Below are 16,785 nucleotides of genomic sequence, written 5' to 3' on the forward strand. Positions count from 1 at the left end.
AATGGTCCGTGCCGGGGCTGTGCTCTGCGTTCTTTATCACGGGTATTGCCGCGCATACGATGTGCACGGCAAGTGGCTCTTGGCGGGGTGTGACATTGGGTCTCTGGCAGCCCGGCGGCCGAATAGCGCACGCTGAGCGGGGAGTTGCCGTAACTGATCCCTGTTTTTTCACGCCAACTGGCATGATAGATGTGTTACGACGTGTTGCGGCGAGTGAATTCTGTAAATGACTCTTACCGATCCTGTAACAGTCACGGTCCGTTCGAGTAACAATGAGCCGACGACGGCGCGTGTCGTTTCGCCCAACCTGGCCTTACGGATTGAATGTCAGCGCGGGCGGCGGCTCGAACCTGACAGAATCTTCATAAACACCAGGCCGTCGTCAGGACCACTTATTGGTATCGTGCACGCCATTTGCGTCCCGCCTATTCACGCGGGGTGCTGACTGTGCTGTCCATCTGTTCACCGAGTAGCTGCAGAAATGCCCGATCCAATACCTTTAAAAGACCACGAGAAGGAAACCCGGCTGGTCAACAAACGCTTGATCGCCTGCGCCGTGTTCGTGGCCATGCTCAGCGTCGCGCTGGTGTGCCGCATGTACTTCCTGCAAGTCACCGAATTCGCCTACCACTCGACCATCTCCGAAAACAACCGCGTCCATGTCCTGCCGATTCCGCCCGAGCGCGGGCTGATCTTCGATCGCAACGGCGTGATCCTCGCTGACAACCGGCCCAGCTTCAACTTGACCATGACCCGCGAGCGCGCAGGCGACTGGCATGCGGTCATCGACGAACTGATGCAGATCCTCAACCTGCCCGACGAGGACCGCATTATTTTTGACAAGGCGATGAAAAACTCGCCGCACCGCTTCGTGCCGGTGACGCTGTTGTATGAGCTGACGGAAGAGCAGATCGCCCTGTTGGCGGTCAATCAGTTCCGCCTGCCGGGCCTGGACGTCGAGGCGCAGTTCGTTCGCCACTACCCGCTGGCGGAGCACTTCGCCCACTCCATCGGCTACGTCGGGCGGATCAACGAGAAGGAAGCGACTCAGCTCGATCAGGTGGAATACCGCGGCACACAGTCCATCGGCAAGACCGGCGTCGAGCGCTTCTACGAAAGCGAGCTGCATGGCCATGTCGGCTACGAAGAAGTGGAAACCAACGCGCAGGGGCGGGTGTTGCGCGTGCTAAAACACACCGATCCGGTGGCTGGAAAAAACATCACGCTGAGCCTGGACATCAAGCTGCAAGAGGCGGCTGAACATGCCCTGGGCGATCGTCGCGGCTCAGTGGTGGCGATCGATCCGGCCACCGGCGAAGTGCTGGCGATGGTCAGCAAACCGAGCTTTGACCCGAACCTGTTCGTCACCGGCATCAGCTTCAAGGAATATTCGGCGCTGCGTGATTCGGTCGACCGGCCGCTGTTCAACCGTGTGCTGCGCGGGTTGTATGCGCCGGGTTCGACCATCAAGCCGGAAGTGGCGATTGCCGGGCTGGACAGCGGGGTCGTCACGCCGTCTACGCGGGTGTTCGACCCGGGCTATTTCCAGCTGCCTGATTTCGATCACAAGTACCGCAACTGGAACCACAGCGGCGATGGCTGGGTGGACCTGTACGCGGCAATCATGCGCTCCAACGACACCTATTTTTATGACCTGGCCCACAAGCTGGGCATCGACCGCCTGCACGATTACCTGACCATGTTCGGTATCGGCCAGAAGGTCTCGCTGGACATGTTCGAAGAATCGGCGGGGCTGATGCCGTCGAAAGAATGGAAGCGCATCACCCGGCGTCAGGCCTGGTTCCCGGGGGAAACCGTGATCCTCGGCATCGGCCAGGGCTACATGCAGGTGACGCCGCTGCAACTGGCCCAGGCGACGACCCTGATCGCCAGCAAGGGCATCTGGCACCGTCCGCATCTGGCCAAGGAAATCGGCGGCGTGGCGCCGGTGGACGAGCATCCGATGCCGAACATCGTGCTGCGCGATTCCCACGAGTGGGATCAGGTCAACAACGGCATGCAAGCGGTGATGCACGACCCGCGCGGCATCGCCCGTGCGGCCGCGCAAGGTGCGCAGTACCGCATCGCCGGCAAGAGCGGCACCGCGCAGGTGGTGGCGATCAAGCAGGGCGAACGCTACAACCGCGACAAGACGCTGGAACGGCACCGCGACAACGCCTTGTTCGTTGGCTTTGCCCCCGCGGCCAATCCTAAGATTGTCGTCGCGGTGATGATCGAGAACGGCGAGGCGGGCGGACGCGTGGCGGGTCCCGTGGTGCGGGAGATCCTCGATGCCTGGCTGCTGGATCAGGACGGTCACCTGAAACAGCAGTACGCCACCCCAAGTGTCACGCCGATCAACCCGAAAGTGCAGATCGCCGCGCCGAGCACGGCGCCGGGCCAGCCGCCTGTGTGATAGCAGGCAGGTGTGGGTGGGCACGTTTGCCCACACGCACTGAACTGTGCCCGGCGTGACGGGTCGATTTGAGACCACGCGTGATGTCTGTTCCGGCCTCGCGCGCTCATTCGACTCGACAAGGAACTTGCCCCATGTCCAGCAGAACCATCGCCGATTACCTCGCCCAAACCCTCGCCGCAGCCGGCGTCTCGAAGATCTGGGGCGTCAGCGGCGACAGCCTGAACGGTCTGACCGACAGCCTCCAGCGTCTGGGCAAGATCAAGTGGATGCACACCCGTCACGAAGAAGTCGCGGCGTTCGCGGCCGGGGCGGAAGCGGCGTCCACCGGCAAGCTGGCGGTCTGTGCGGGCAGTTGCGGCCCGGGCAACCTGCACTTGATCAATGGCCTGTATGACTGCCACCGCAGCGGTGTGCCGGTCCTCGCTATCGCGGCGCAGATTCCGTCGTCCGAGATCGGCCTGAATTACTTCCAGGAAACTCACCCCACCGACCTTTTCAAAGAGTGCAGCCACTTCGTCGAAACCGTCAGCACCCCCGAGCAGTTCCCTCGGGTGCTGGAGCGAGCGATGCGCGCGGCCATAAGCCAGCGCGGCGTGGCGGTGATCGTGATTTCCGGCGATGTCGCCCTGAGTGCCGCGCCTGAAATCAAGCCCCAGTGGGTCGATCACGCGCCTGCGCGGGTCATCCCGGCCGAAGCCGATCTACAACGCCTGGTGGACCTGCTGGATAAGTCGAAAGCAGTGACGATTCTGGCCGGCGCTGGCTGTGCCGAGGCCCACGATCAGGTGGTTGCGCTGGCGGAGAAATTGTCTGCGCCGGTGGTTCACGCTCTGCGCGGCAAGCAGTACATCGAATACGCCAACCCCTTCGACGTCGGCATGACCGGGCTGATCGGTTTCAGCTCCGGCTACCACGCGATGATGGCCTGCGACACGCTGGTGATCCTCGGCAGCAGCTTCCCATACCGCAATTTCTACCCGGAAAAAGCCACCGTCATCCAGATTGACATCGATCCGACGGCCCTCGGCCGTCGCGTGCCGGTGGCCCTCGGTCTGGCCGGCGGCGTCGCTGAAACCCTCGACGCCGTGCTGCCTCGCCTCAAGGCACACACCGATCGCAAGTTCCTCGACAAGGCGCTGGATCATTACGCCAAATCCCGCGACGAGCTGGATGAACTGGCCACGCCGTCAGGCCATGGCGAGCCGATTCACCCGCAATACCTGACGCGACTGGTCGATGCCTACGCCGACCCGGACGCGATCTTCACCGTCGATGTAGGCACGCCGACCCTGTGGGCCGCGCGTTACCTGACCATGAACGGCAAGCGCTCGCTGCTGGGTTCATTCAACCACGGCTCCATGGCTAACGCGATGCCACAGGCGCTGGGCGCGAAAGCGGCGTTCCCGCAACGGCAAGTGGTCGCGCTGTGCGGTGACGGCGGGTTGTCGATGTTGATGGGCGACTTGCTGTCGATCCGTCAGTTGAACTTGCCGGTCAAGCTGGTTGTGTTCAACAACAGCTCGCTGGGTTTTGTGGCGATGGAAATGCAGGCCGGCGGTTATGTGCCCCATGACACTGACTTCAACAGCACCAATTTTGCCAACATCGCCATCGGCGCTGGGATTCTGGGGATTCGCGTGGAAGACTCGGCGGACCTGCCGAATGCCCTGAAGAAAGCCTTTGAACACCCGGGGCCTGTGGTGGTGGATGTCGTGACCGCGAAACAGGAACTGGGCATGCCGCCGAAGATCAAACTCGCCCAGGCGAAAGGCTTCAGCCTGTTCATGCTCAAGGCCGTGATGAATGGAAAAGCGGATATGGTGCTGGAGTTGGCGAAGACTAATTTGCGTTAAGCGTCTGCGGGTCGACGGGGCGCTGTGTGCAATGCACAGCGCCCTTGGAATTTTTTGGGAGGTTGAGTGCTTACCGCTACACCCTTCTTTTAGAATAAATGGAAATTGCCGGGCGGCATTCAACGCTGTATCTGTCTATATGCTTATACCGTTTGGAAGTTATCCAAATCGCCAGTCGCGATAAGATGTTGCAACTGACTGTTTTCATTAGCATAAATTTCTGACCGGATTTTTATTGGCTACGTCATTCCTTTGAAACTTCAACGACGAATGTTTAAGCTCAAAGCTCGGATTGAATTCAGGATGAAGGATCATGAGCAAAAAACCAGTTGGCGATAACAAAACATCACACGCTCCAGGGAGCAGGGACCTTAGATTCGGCACTGATGGGTATCTCATCGCTGACCATAAGACTCTGATCACCGACATGGCCGTAGATGTCAATCAGAAATTCTACCTTATTGGGTACGAGCAACTGACTGGGCATTTGAATAGTTGGATTTCCCGCCGTGAAGCCGACGGTTCGGCCGATAAAACATTTAATGAAGGAAAGCGTTTGGTGATTCCTTCGCTAATCACCGGCCCCGACAATGAAGCGCACATTCATATCCGTGGTTTCATCTTTCATGACGACGGAGCAATTACCGGGGTAGGTGATGCCACGGCAAAGATGGATCATCATTACTATCATTCACCTGCGGCAATACGGTTCAACCCAGCGGGAGAGATGGACGCTTCTTTTGGGCATAAAGGTGTAGCGATCTACAAAGTCGGTACGCCAACTAATATATCTCCAATCTACGTGTACCCGCCCTTTAATTCGACCCGACGGAGCCGTCAGGCTGAGGGAGACGTTCTGTTTTTATCATATGTCATCGACTACGCCACGCGCACTGAGACTTTTTACCTCGTAAAGATTAAATCCGATGGCGCGCTGGATACCGCATTCCAGACAGGGGGGGTGAAGTTGATTGATCCCTTGACCTTGGGCACGGCTTGGGGTGACTACGTCGCCGACAGGAATGGTGGTTTGATACTCGCAGGCATGAGTGCTCCAAGCGATCAGAATTTCAAGCACCCCGTGCTCGTGAAATTCAAAGCCGATGGCGAGCTTGATCCGGATTTTGGCTCCAAAGGGGTACAAACTTTCGATGTCGCGGACGGCGTGGTGCGGGTAATACAGCTCCATATTCTACCTGATGAAAATATCGCACTACTCGTTGAGGTAGTTCTACAGAACGGTATTGAAATTGCCCTGATGAGACGGCTGAAAAATGGTGCTGCAGATCCCTCCTTTTGTAACGGAGCTCCCTGTGTCGTAAGCGCTAGTCGTCGAGATACTATTTGGCCTGAACTGTGCGTGGATGGCTTGCAGCGATTCATTTTGCTTCAGAACTCTACGGGGGATCGAGAGGGCAGTATAAAACGGTATACGCCGAAGGGAGAGATGGACAGGGCATTTGGCGTGGACGGGACCGTCACATTCCCGGGGTACCCTCGGCTGAAAGATCTCACTGTTCACAACCGTGCTGATCTGCTGGTGGGAATTCGTGACCTCAACTCGTTAGCGCTACTTAACCGGTATTTCGGTTGACATTCGTGATGCGCACTGACTGAGCCGTTCGTACTGAAAGGGCATCAATCGCCCTTTCCGCCTGAATATTTCCCCCGGCCCGTTGGATCTAGAAAACCCAGTGAACCATTCACTGGCTGCAAAAAACACATCTCTACAGCGGGCATATCAGGTTTGCCCGCGTCTCTTTCAGAATGCCGGCAAACGTTTTGAGTAGGCATTCGATCACCTAGGGCCATCGCTGTTAGATGCAGTCACTATAAAGCCAGAGCTGGTCATGCCACCAAAGATCAAGCTCGCCCAGGCGAAAGGCTTCAGCCTGTTCATGCTCCAGGCCATGATGAACGGAAAGCGGACATGGTGCTGGAATCGGCGAGGACGCACTTTGCGTTAACTACCTGCGGGTCGAGTGGGCGCTGTGTGCAATGCACGGCGCCTGTAGGTCAGCCGGCGTGGTTATTGCGAGCAGCGGTACGTTGCAAGAATAAAGGGAATAGTAAGGTAATCCTTATTTCGGTCATTTATACGCATTTAGATTGTTTGGAAGTAAGGTCAATTGCGAATCGCACTATCAATTATCCAAGATAATGTATTTAAAGGGGTTTTCTAATTCGCAGTAAATCAAGTGGATTTTATCCTGTTTGAAAGTGATCGGACGAGCCGCTAGGCTCTGGGAACCGCAAAAACCTTCAAAGGATGGAACGTCATGAGTAACGACAATCGAAATGGAAGCACCCTTCCTGCCAACGCCGCGCATGTTGCTGGGGATCAGGATCTACAATTCGGCGGTAGTGGTTATGTCAGATATATTCGTGATCCGTTTATCACTGATCCAACGACGGATACTGATCAAAGGATTTATGTCATTACCTACGGGACGAGTGCCAGTAACCCAAGTGTGATAGTTGGCCGGTTGCCGACGGGTGCTGTTGATCCTGCTTTTGGGAACTTAATCCTTCCATCTGTCGATGGCAGTTTGAGCGCCGTCATGGATGTTCAGGGGCTGATTTTTAATAACAACGGCAAAATCACCTGTGTTGGCATTACGGAACTTAATACCGGATCCGCTAGATATTTCCAACCTGCGGCGCTCCGTATTACCACCTCAGGCACCTCTGCTGCAATAGATGAGAGTTTCGGGGATAAGGGGCGGAAGATATACGAGGTCGACTTGTCTAAAGAAGCGGCCGGCTACGGCGTTGATTTATCTCACCCTGACGACCCGCGTGCTCCACACACTCAAGCTGTTTCTCATGGATTCGGTTCTATCCGGCGCACTGTACAGTCAGGTGGAAATATACTTTTCTGTTGCAGTCTCTACAAATACAACACCCAGGTTACTTCTTACCATCTGGTAAAAATTGAAGAGAACGGCGCTCCGGTGACTGGGTTTGGGACAAACGGCGTCTTGACGATACCTGCGGCAAGTCCAGAACGCAGGCTGCAATGGTTAGACTACGGGATTGATAGCAATGGGAGCATCACGCTTGCTGGCAGGGGGAAAGGTGTCAATGCTACAGAGGGGGTCCTGGCTCGATATGTCTCGGACGGTAAACTCGATTCCGGCTTCGGCAATAGCGGTGAGCAGATCATCAAGATCGAAGGGGCCAATGTTTCTGTTAAAGAAGCCAAGGTCCTGGATGGCGGCGAAGTCATCGTCTTGCTTGCCGTGGATTACCTACAGTCGCAGGGAGGCGTAGAATTTGGTGTCATGAAGCTGGACAAGAACGGGAAGGAGGATGCAAGTTTCAATGATGGTAAAGCGCTTTTATTGAGTGAAATGGGCGGCATGAACGATGCGTTTGTGTCCATGGAGTTGGATAAACAAGAACGAATCATCGTGGCTGGACAGGATGCCGTATCGAAGCAGTATGCACGCATGACGCGGATAATGCCTGATGGGACTCTGGACAGCGAGTTTGGCATTAACGGCTCCAGAACTTATGACAATCTTAATGGGTTCCGCAGGCTGGGGATTCAAAAAGGTACGGATATACTCGCGGTTGCTCAGGATCGGAAAACGCTTCCATCCGAAGTTTTGCTCTTCAGGTTTTTCGGGGAAGCAGGCAGTGAAAACCCTCCCGCCTCTCGGGCGGGTGGAGAGCTGGACCCCTACTTCTTTTTTAGCGGTCCAGTCCCTGTGGCAGTATTCATCGATCCAAATCCGGATGCCGGTCAACGATTCTACGTGGTCGGCGAAGGGCGTCTACCTAGAAAGAATAGCGACCAAGGGGAACAAACTCTAGAGAGGAAAAGCTGGATCTCTCGCTACAACGCCGACGGTTCTCTGGATACATCCTTCAATGGCGGGAGGCTGGAGTTACCGTCGTTGCTGGTTGGAATCGCCGAATCCGCATACATTGTCATTGACGGCATGATCTTTGATTCGGATGGTTCGATTACCTGTGTCGGGGACGCCATAGCCATCTCCAACGATCCCGGTTATTACACTTCCTCTGCGGCGCTGCGGCTCACTTCAACAGGGGAACTGGACCAAAACTTCGGCAGTACCGGTAATGGCACAGCCATCTTTGAAAACCGCCAGCCATTTCCATTTAGCGACCCCTCAAATGAGTTAAATCTTCGCTTCGCTACCTTTCGACGGAGTGAAAGAAAAGGGGCAGGCGGTAGCTTTTTCCTGTCGAGCATCCCAAGCAATGCCGACCGTCCTGAATATTATTCGGCGAACTATCTTGTCAAAATAACGTCGGACGGATTACCGGATACGGGGTTTCACGGCAGCGGCTTTCTCAAACTGGATTCGAAAACCATAGGTAACAACTGGACTGACTATGGTGTAGATGACCAGGGAAGACTCATTGCGATTGGGGAGACCACTTCGGACGGTACAGTTCAGGGTGTGGTGGTCAGGTTCACGCCCAATGGCACACTTGATTCGACCTTTGGTTCCGGCGGAAGAGTCATCATTACCGGCCAGGGCGGTCGGCATAGATTGCTGCAGCTTGATGTCTCAGCTGACGGCAAAAGTACGGTGCTCCTTACCTTTACTGAACAAGGCGACGACAAGATTGCGCTGATGAGACTGGCCGACAATGGCGCTGCCGACGGCACATTCAATAATGGGAACCCGCTTGTAATAGATTCTGTGGCCACCTATACGACCATGCAAGTTGACGGTGAAGGGCGTTATCTCATTGCTAAATCCGGCAATGGAGAAATTCAGCCTCGTCTATTCAGGGTAACCGCCAATGGCTCGATAGATACTGGTTTTGAAGCAAATGGCTCAGTCGAGTTTCCGGAACTGACGGTGTTGAAGCTGTACGCGGTTCAAAACGGAACGGATCTGCTGGCTGCAGCTTTCAAGTTCAACACAGCAAGAGAATCATTTGCCCGGATTCTCGGGTCATGAGTGCAGCGATTCTGTTGCAGGGCCTTCAGTGTTCACACTGACCCAACAGGGGAATCGCCGCGAAGTCTGGCTGATAGCCAGATATTTAAGGATGAATAGTCGTCCAGAGGAAGAAGGTAAAAACATGCTGTTGCTTACGACGGTCTCGGTGGATCGGCGAGATATTCGCCCTGCGCGGATTCCGTCGAAGCCAGTGGTCAAGTTTGGGGCTCAAACCTGCAGATGTCTGGCCTGAAGTGGTCTTTCCGCAGACCGGTCCGCTCCTGCACGGTCATCCTGTATCATGAATATCCCCCGCCTGCCCCCCCCCCCCCCAGGGCGATGCGCTGGAACGCTCGATGAACTGTGAGGTGGAAGCGATCCTGCGGGTCTACGCCCTGGCCCGTGGCGAAACCTTTGCTCGTATCGTCGAGCGCGGCTGCACAGCCCCGACGCGTTGACTGCTAGAACAGATACTCGTGAGTGGCTTGCCATTTATTGCGATGTTTATTTGCTGCCTAGATTGAATCGAAGTTGCCATAATCGCGATTCGCTATAACCGATGCTAACACTTTGTTTGTATTCGATATTTTCAGTTCTGTATTGAAAATATGAACGATCTCGCTAAGTGGACGGAGATGTTGATTGGGGATAGTCTTTGGTTTCAATAAATCCTCAAGGAAGAACGATCATGAGTAATAAGAAAGCGAATCCTGCCAATGCTGCTCATCAAGCGGGCGATCGAGATGTTGAATTCAACGGTAGTGGTTATATTCTAAACCCCTATCAACTGTATGTGTCTGATCCGCGAAGTGAGAGTGACCAAGGTTTTTACGAAATTCAAAATGGTCAAAGGGGATCCCAGAACGGTAATATCGGCCGTCATAAGTCTGATGGAACATTGGATCATGATTTTGGCAATGGGGGGCGCTTCACGTATCCATTTATGGACGACCTTTACCCCACCGTTCTGGACAGCGAAGGTTTTATTTTCAGCACTGATCAAAAGGAGACAACTATCACCTGCGTCGGGGTTTCGGAGTTCCTGAAGCCAGAAGGTACCGGTTCTCTGGTGAACGTTCCGGCCGCCATTCGGATATTCGCAACTGGCAAGCCAGATATCAAGTTCGGTAAAGACGGCAAGCAGTTGTTTAAGTTAAAGGTAGACGGTGAAGCCGACACCTCCACAAAGGAATACTTCTCCCCTTGGAATTCCGTCCGCGCGTCCGTGCGGCAACAGGATGGCAGCGTCCTATTTCCGTGCAGACTCATCAATAGCCAAGTGGCTACCTTTCACCTTGTAAAATTCGACGTTGACGGCCTTCCGGTTAAGGGTTTTGGCGATAACGGGGTTAAAGCGATTACGCCCACGTCTGATCTTTGGGCAGACTATGCAGCGGGCAGCGACGGCAGTGTCACACTGGCGGGTCATTTCAACAATGGCAGGGTCTTGGGCGTTGTCTCCCGATATACCTCGGCCGGCGAGCTCGACACGCAGTTTGCGGGGGGGCGCAAAATTATCGATCTTCCCCAGTTGCCCGGCGTCACCAGCATCCTGCTAAAAAAGGTCTTTTACGGGGATGATGGCGGCGTAACGCTTCAGGCGAATATTCAAGACAGTGACGGCAAGAATAAGTTGGTGATTATCAAGCTGACTCAATACGGCGAGTATGATCCAGCGTTCCAGGGTGGGCAGCCATTGGTCGTCAGTGAAGTTGATACGTCGCTCCAGGCCTTTGCCTTGATGGCGGTCGACGATCAACAGCGCATGGTCATCTCATATGGTCAAACATCGTCTGATGTCCGATTAATCCGGTTGCTGAAAGACGGGAATCGTGACTTGGCGTTTGGTTCAGGCGGTTCAGTGGTTCACGCAAACATCGGACCGGCCACTGAGCTTATCATCCAGAACGGAGTGGATATCCTGTTGAAGGCCTTCTTCCGGGAGACTGTTAATGATCGCGCTGTGCTTTTCCGATTCTTCGGCGAGAGCGCGGCATAAATAGATACTCTCTCAAAATGGGTTCATTTGTGATTGCAGTGCGCTTTTGCAGATGAACCTTTGTTTTTTGAAAGATACAGGTGGCCTTTTTTTGCCCCCAAAAAGCGCATCGTCCGCAACCTCGCACCACCCTGAAACACGCCGCTTACCCCCTCGCCAATCTCTTAAAATAATCATTGTGCCATCTCGAAACACGATGTTATGTTGCTAACATCCTGTTGCAAAATGACCGCCGGATAACATTATCCTGGTCCACGCAACCCGGCTCCATCAGCGGAATTCCCATGGAAAAGCGTCCCTTCCTCGATGCACTGGAACAGCGGTTCAGCGATCTGACGCCGACGGGGAAGCGCATCGCCGGCTACCTGCTGGCCAATCCGCAAAAGCTGCCGTTCGAAACCGCTGACAGCATCGCCCAGCAGACCGGCACCACCGGCATTTCAGTCGGGCGCTTCCTGCGTTCGCTGGGCTATCGCAATATCGACGACGTCAAACAGAGCCTGCGCGGCGACAGCGCCAGCCCTTGGGTGATCACTGATCGGCTCGGCGCCTTTCGTGAAGAAAACACTCAGGGCGATGCGCTGGAACGCTCGATGAACCGTGAGCTGGAAGCGATCCAGCGGGTCTACGCCCTGGCCCGTGGCGAAACCTTCGCCCGCATCGTTGAGCGGCTGCACAGCGCCGACGCGGTGTTCATCGTCGGCATCCAGACCACCCGCGGCATCCTCAACGCGTTTTTCAGTCACCTGGAGTACATCCGGCCCAAGGTGTACTACGTCGATGGTTTGTCCGGCACCTACGCCGAATCACTGAATTCCCAGTTCGAAAATCCCTACGCCGTGATCGCCGACTTCCGAACCTATTCCGCCGTGACGCGGACCTTCTGCGAAGTCGCCCATCAACAGAACGTAGGCCTGGCGTTTATCACCGACTTTCACTGCCCATGGGCCAGGGATTACCCGAGCGATCTGCTGCAGCTCAATTCCGATGTGGGGCAGTTCTGGGATTCCCTGGCGCCGCTGACCTGCCTGTTCAATCTGATGGTGTCGGCGGTGGCCGATAAATACGGCGAGCGCCTCGACCAGAGGCTGGCGAAAAACCGTGAGCTGCAACAACTGTTTGGCCAGTTTGAATAGATAAGGCTTCCCGGCTAAAGCCGGTCCTACGGGGGGAAGCATCACCCCCAATACATGATGAATGAACACGCTGATCTGGAGTGCCGTTACGTGAATAGCCCCCTCGTCGAAGTCGATGCCCACGCGCTGCAGGTCGAGGTCGACCTGATCTACGCCGGCGTCGACAACCTCGCCGGCAAGCAGATTTACCAGGACCCGCGCTGCCTGCTGCATCGCGACGCCGAGCGCTGTCTGCGCAAGGCCAGCACCCTGGCGCGCCAGTCCGGGTTGCGCCTGCGCATCTTCGACGCCTATCGCCCGGCGTACGCGCAATACCTGCTGTGGCAGGCGCTGCCCAACCCCGAATACGTGCGCGACCCCAGCCTGGGTTCCCACCACACCCGGGGCGTGGCCGTGGACCTGACCCTGATCGACGCCAGCGGCAACGCCCTGGACATGGGCACCGGCTTCGACGACATGCGCGAGCAGTCCCATCAGTTCTTCGCTGATCTGCCCGCCGACATACAGCGCAACCGCCTGCTGTTGCTGGGGATCATGCTGGCGGCAGGCTTCACCTACATCGACAGCGAGTGGTGGCACTACGAACTGCCGAACGCCGAGGACTACCCCTTAATCGACGACGGCTCGATCCAGCCCGCTCACTAAAAACGCATCACGCATCACGTATCACGCAACACCGCACACGACCGGGACAACCATGAATCCCGGCTGAATCTGGCGTCACCCGACCTCGCAAGAGCAGGGCGCGTCATTTCGCAGGCCTGAGGCCTGAGGCCTGTGAGCTTGAACTGCCCGGTATAGCTTCAATAACAAACCTGACGAACTTTCAGACCCCGAACGATCAAGGAACCGGCATGAAATCAATCCTTACCCCACGCACGCTGGCGATGGCAGTCCTCTGCACCGCCATGGGCCTCGGCGCCTGGCAATCGGCCAGCGCAGCCGTGCCCCAGGACACCCTGATGATCGGCAAACCGTCCGACCCGCAAACCCTCGACCCGGCCGTGACCATCGACAACAACGACTGGACCGTGACCTACCCGGCGTACCAGCGGCTGGTGACCTACAAGGTCGAAAACGGCAAGGGCAGCACCGAAGTGGCAGGGGAGCTGGCCAGCAGCTGGGCCACCTCGGCGGACAACCTGACTTGGGAATTCAAGCTCAAGCCCGGCAACAAATTCGATGACGGCGCCGAGGTCAACGCCGAGGCGGTGAAGTTCTCCTTCGACCGGGTGATGAAACTCAAACAAGGCCCGTCCGGCGCCTTCCCCGAGGACATGGCCGTGTCGGTGGTCGATCCGCTGACCGTGCGCTTCACCCTGAAAGCGCCTTACGCGCCGTTCCTCTCCACGCTGGCCCACAACGGCGCGGCGATCATCAACCCGGACGTTGCGAAGAAAACCGAAGGCGCGGACGCCTACCTGTCCAACCACACCGCAGGTTCGGGGGCGTTCAAGCTGGTCAACTGGCAGAAAGGCCAGACCCTGACCATGGAGCAGAACAGCTACTACGCCGGTCCCAAGCCGACCCTGAAAAAAGTCGTGGTGAAGATCATCGGCGAGGCTTCCGTGCGTCGTCTGCAGCTGGAGCACGGTGACCTGGACATCATCGAAGACATGCCCGAAGACCAGCTCGAAGCGCTGGCGAAAAAGTCCGGCATCGTCGTCGGCGATTACCCGTCGCTGCGGGTGACGCTGCTGTACCTCAACACCCAGAAAGCGCCGATGAACAACCCCGATGCGCGGCGCGCGATTGTCGAATCCCTGGATTACGACGGCATCATCAATGGCATCCTGAAAGGCAAAGCCAAGCCGCTGAACGGGCCGATCCCCCAGGGCATGTGGGCCTACGACGAGAAGCTGCCGGCGTTCAAGCAGGACATGGAAAAAGCCAAAGCCGATCTTGGCAAAGTGTCGCCGAAGGTCAGCAACCTGACGTTCATGTACTCCGACAAGGACCCGAACTGGGAGCCCATCGGCCTGACCCTGCAAGCCGGCCTTCAACCGCTGGGCGTGAACCTCAAGCTGGAAAAACTCGCCAACGCCAGCATGCGTGAGCGCCTGGGCACCGGTGATTTCGACATCGCCATCGGCTCGTGGAGCCCGGACTTCGCCGACCCCTACATGTTCATGAACTTCTTCTTCGACTCGAAGCTGAAAGGTCTGGCCGGCAACCGTTCGTTCTACGACAACCCGGCGGTGGACAAGCTGATCCGTGAATCGGCGACCACCAACGACATGGCCAAGCGCACCGAGCTGTATCAGCAGGCGCAGAAGATCGTGCTCAACGACAGCGTCTACGCCTACCTCTATCAGAAGGCCTACACCTTGCCGATGAGCGAGAAGGTCAAGGGCTACGTGTTCAACCCGATGCTGGAACAGGTGTTCAACGTCGGCACGATCACCAAGTAAGCGCTGCATCCCGTAAATCGCTGTGACTCACAGGGCCCTGCAAGGGAGGCGGGGCCCGGTGAAGCAGCGCTGTGTCCGCGAGCTGTTTCGCGTTATTGATCGACTGCGTGACCGAGGTGCCCCATGGCCTTCCTGAATATGCTGCGCAAACGCCTGGGCGGCCTGCTGCTGGTGGTGTTCGGCGTTTCTCTGATTACCTTTTCCATCTCGCACCTGATTCCGGGCGACCCCGCGCGACTGATCGCCGGGGACCGCGCCACCGACGCCATCGTCGACAACATCCGCCATCAGTTGGGGCTGGATCTGCCGCTGTATCAACAATACGGCCGCTACATGCTCGACCTGCTGCACGGCGACCTGGGCACGTCGATTCGCACCCATCGCCCGGTCCTCGAAGATTTGCAGGCGTTCTTCCCGGCGACGCTGGAACTGGCGCTGGCGGCCCTAACCCTGTCGATTCTGGTGGGTGTGCCGTTGGGCGTGCTTTCGGCGGTGTACCACAACCGCTTCATCGACCAGGTCGCGCGAACCCTGGCGGTGACCGGGATTTCGACCCCGGCGTTCTGGCTGGGGCTGGGCTTGATCGTGCTGTTCTACGGCCATCTGAACTGGCTGCCCGGCAGCGGTCGTCTTGACGAAGGGCTGGACCCGCCCCGAACCGTTACCGGGTTCTACCTGATCGACACGCTGCTGGCCGGCGACACCGGGCTGTTTTTCAACGCCGTGCAACACCTGATTCTGCCGGCCATCACCCTGGGCTTCGTCAACCTCGGCGTCGTCGCGCGGCAGATCCGTTCGGCCATGCTCGACCAGCTCGGCGAAGACTACATCCGTACCGCGCGCGCCTACGGCCTGTCGAAATGGGCGGTGATTCTGCGCCATGCCTTGCCCAACGCGCTGATTCCCTCGGTGACCGTACTGGGCCTGACCCTGGGCGACTTGCTCTATGGCGCGGTGCTCACGGAAACCGTGTTCGCCTGGCCGGGCATGGGCGCCTACGTGGTCAAGTCGATCCAGTCGCTGGATTTCCCGGCGGTCATGGGCTTCGCGATCATGGTCTCTTTCATTTACGTGCTGCTGAACATGGCGATCGATCTGCTGTACCGCCTGATCGATCCGCGCATTGGCGAGGTCAACTGACATGACGACTCCGATCACCGCGCCCGCCGTGGCGCCACTGCCGGCCGCCTCGCGCTGGCAGGACAAATGGGCCTACCTGGCCCATCAGATTCGCCGCAGCCCGCTGACCATGGCCGGGCTGCTGATCACCGTGATGGTGCTGCTGGTGATGGCCTTTGCGCCGTGGCTCGCGTCCCACGATCCGAATGCGCTGAACCTGACCCAGCGTCTCGCCGCGCCGTCGGCCGCCCATTGGTTCGGCACCGACGAAGTGGGCCGCGACCTGTTCAGCCGCGTGCTGTACGGCAGCCGCCAATCCGTCGGCGTCGGTCTGTTCGTGGCCTTTGCATCGTGCTTTGCCGGCGGCTTGCTGGGCTGCATGTCCGGCATCATCGGCGGGCGTTTCGACGGCCTGATCATGCGCCTGATGGACATCATGCTGTCGGTGCCGTCGCTGGTGCTGATCATGGCCCTGGCCGCGGCGCTGGGCCCGAGCCTGTTCAACGCCATGCTGGCGATCACGCTGGTGCGGATTCCGTTCTACGTGCGGCTGGCTCGGGGGCAAGCCCTGAGCATCCGCCAGATGGGTTACGTCAAGGCCGCCGAGACCTTCGGCGCCGGGCGCTGGCACATGGTCATCTGGCACGTGGCGCGCAACGCCATGCCGCCGTTGCTGGTGCAACTGAGCCTGGACATCGGCAGCGCCATCCTCATGGCCTCGGCCCTGGGCTTCATTGGCCTGGGCGCGCAACAGCCGACGGCGGAGTGGGGCGCGATGGTCGCGACCGGGCGCAACTACATCCTCGATCAATGGTGGTACTCGACCTTTCCCGGCGTGGCGATTCTGATCACCGCCACCGGTTTCAACCTTTTGGGCGACGGCGTGCGTGACTTGCTCGACCCACGGCAGCAGGGGAAATGAC

At 57.3% G+C, this 16,785-nt stretch carries 10 protein-coding genes and 1 pseudogene; all 11 read left to right on the forward strand.

Features of this window, described 5'->3' with window-relative positions:
• Nucleotides 1-481: 481 nt before the first annotated feature.
• The 11 genes and pseudogenes from mrdA (at nt 482) to ddpC (ending at nt 16,784) form a co-directional block, all read left to right on the forward strand.
• Nucleotides 482-2,416: a penicillin-binding protein 2 gene (gene mrdA / locus ABEH28_RS14110; RefSeq protein ID WP_346630279.1), complete on the forward strand. Its 1,935-nt coding sequence runs from the start codon at nt 482-484 to the stop codon at nt 2,414-2,416.
• Between the two features lie 134 nt (nt 2,417-2,550).
• Nucleotides 2,551-4,272, forward strand: coding sequence for a ubiquinone-dependent pyruvate dehydrogenase (gene poxB / locus ABEH28_RS14115; RefSeq protein ID WP_346630280.1), 1,722 nt, complete (start codon nt 2,551-2,553; stop codon nt 4,270-4,272).
• Between the two features lie 313 nt (nt 4,273-4,585).
• Nucleotides 4,586-5,866 carry a hypothetical protein gene (locus ABEH28_RS14120; RefSeq protein WP_346630281.1) on the forward strand — a complete coding sequence of 427 codons (1,281 nt, stop codon included), beginning with the start codon at nt 4,586-4,588 and terminating at the stop codon, nt 5,864-5,866.
• Nucleotides 5,867-6,551: 685 nt separating this feature from the next.
• Nucleotides 6,552-9,215, forward strand: a complete 2,664-nt coding sequence (locus tag ABEH28_RS14125; RefSeq protein WP_346630282.1) for a hypothetical protein — start codon at nt 6,552-6,554, stop codon at nt 9,213-9,215.
• Between the two features lie 317 nt (nt 9,216-9,532).
• Nucleotides 9,533-9,631, forward strand: a pseudogene (locus tag ABEH28_RS14130) (MurR/RpiR family transcriptional regulator); the annotation flags it as partial.
• Nucleotides 9,632-9,885: 254 nt separating this feature from the next.
• Complete coding sequence (locus ABEH28_RS14135; protein ID WP_346630283.1) at nt 9,886-11,196, forward strand: hypothetical protein; 1,311 nt, start codon at nt 9,886-9,888, stop codon at nt 11,194-11,196.
• A 284-nt stretch (nt 11,197-11,480) separates the two neighbouring features.
• Entirely contained in the window at nt 11,481-12,332 is an 852-nt protein-coding gene (locus tag ABEH28_RS14140) for a MurR/RpiR family transcriptional regulator (RefSeq protein WP_346630284.1), read from the forward strand.
• A 90-nt stretch (nt 12,333-12,422) separates the two neighbouring features.
• Entirely contained in the window at nt 12,423-12,977 is a 555-nt protein-coding gene (ddpX, locus tag ABEH28_RS14145) for a D-alanyl-D-alanine dipeptidase (RefSeq protein ID WP_282370621.1), read from the forward strand.
• Between the two features lie 209 nt (nt 12,978-13,186).
• Nucleotides 13,187-14,743, forward strand: coding sequence for an ABC transporter substrate-binding protein (locus tag ABEH28_RS14150; RefSeq protein WP_346630285.1), 1,557 nt, complete (start codon nt 13,187-13,189; stop codon nt 14,741-14,743).
• A gap of 123 nt (nt 14,744-14,866) precedes the next feature.
• Complete coding sequence (locus ABEH28_RS14155; RefSeq protein ID WP_346628248.1) at nt 14,867-15,883, forward strand: ABC transporter permease; 1,017 nt, start codon at nt 14,867-14,869, stop codon at nt 15,881-15,883.
• Between the two features lies 1 nt (nt 15,884).
• A complete protein-coding gene (gene ddpC, locus ABEH28_RS14160) occupies nt 15,885-16,784 on the forward strand; it encodes a D,D-dipeptide ABC transporter permease (RefSeq protein ID WP_192172213.1) in 900 nt (299 codons plus the stop codon).
• Nucleotide 16,785 lies beyond the last annotated feature (1 nt).

Source organism: Pseudomonas sp. Ps21-P2 (assembly GCF_039672565.1).
Classification (GTDB): Bacteria; Pseudomonadota; Gammaproteobacteria; order Pseudomonadales; family Pseudomonadaceae; genus Aquipseudomonas.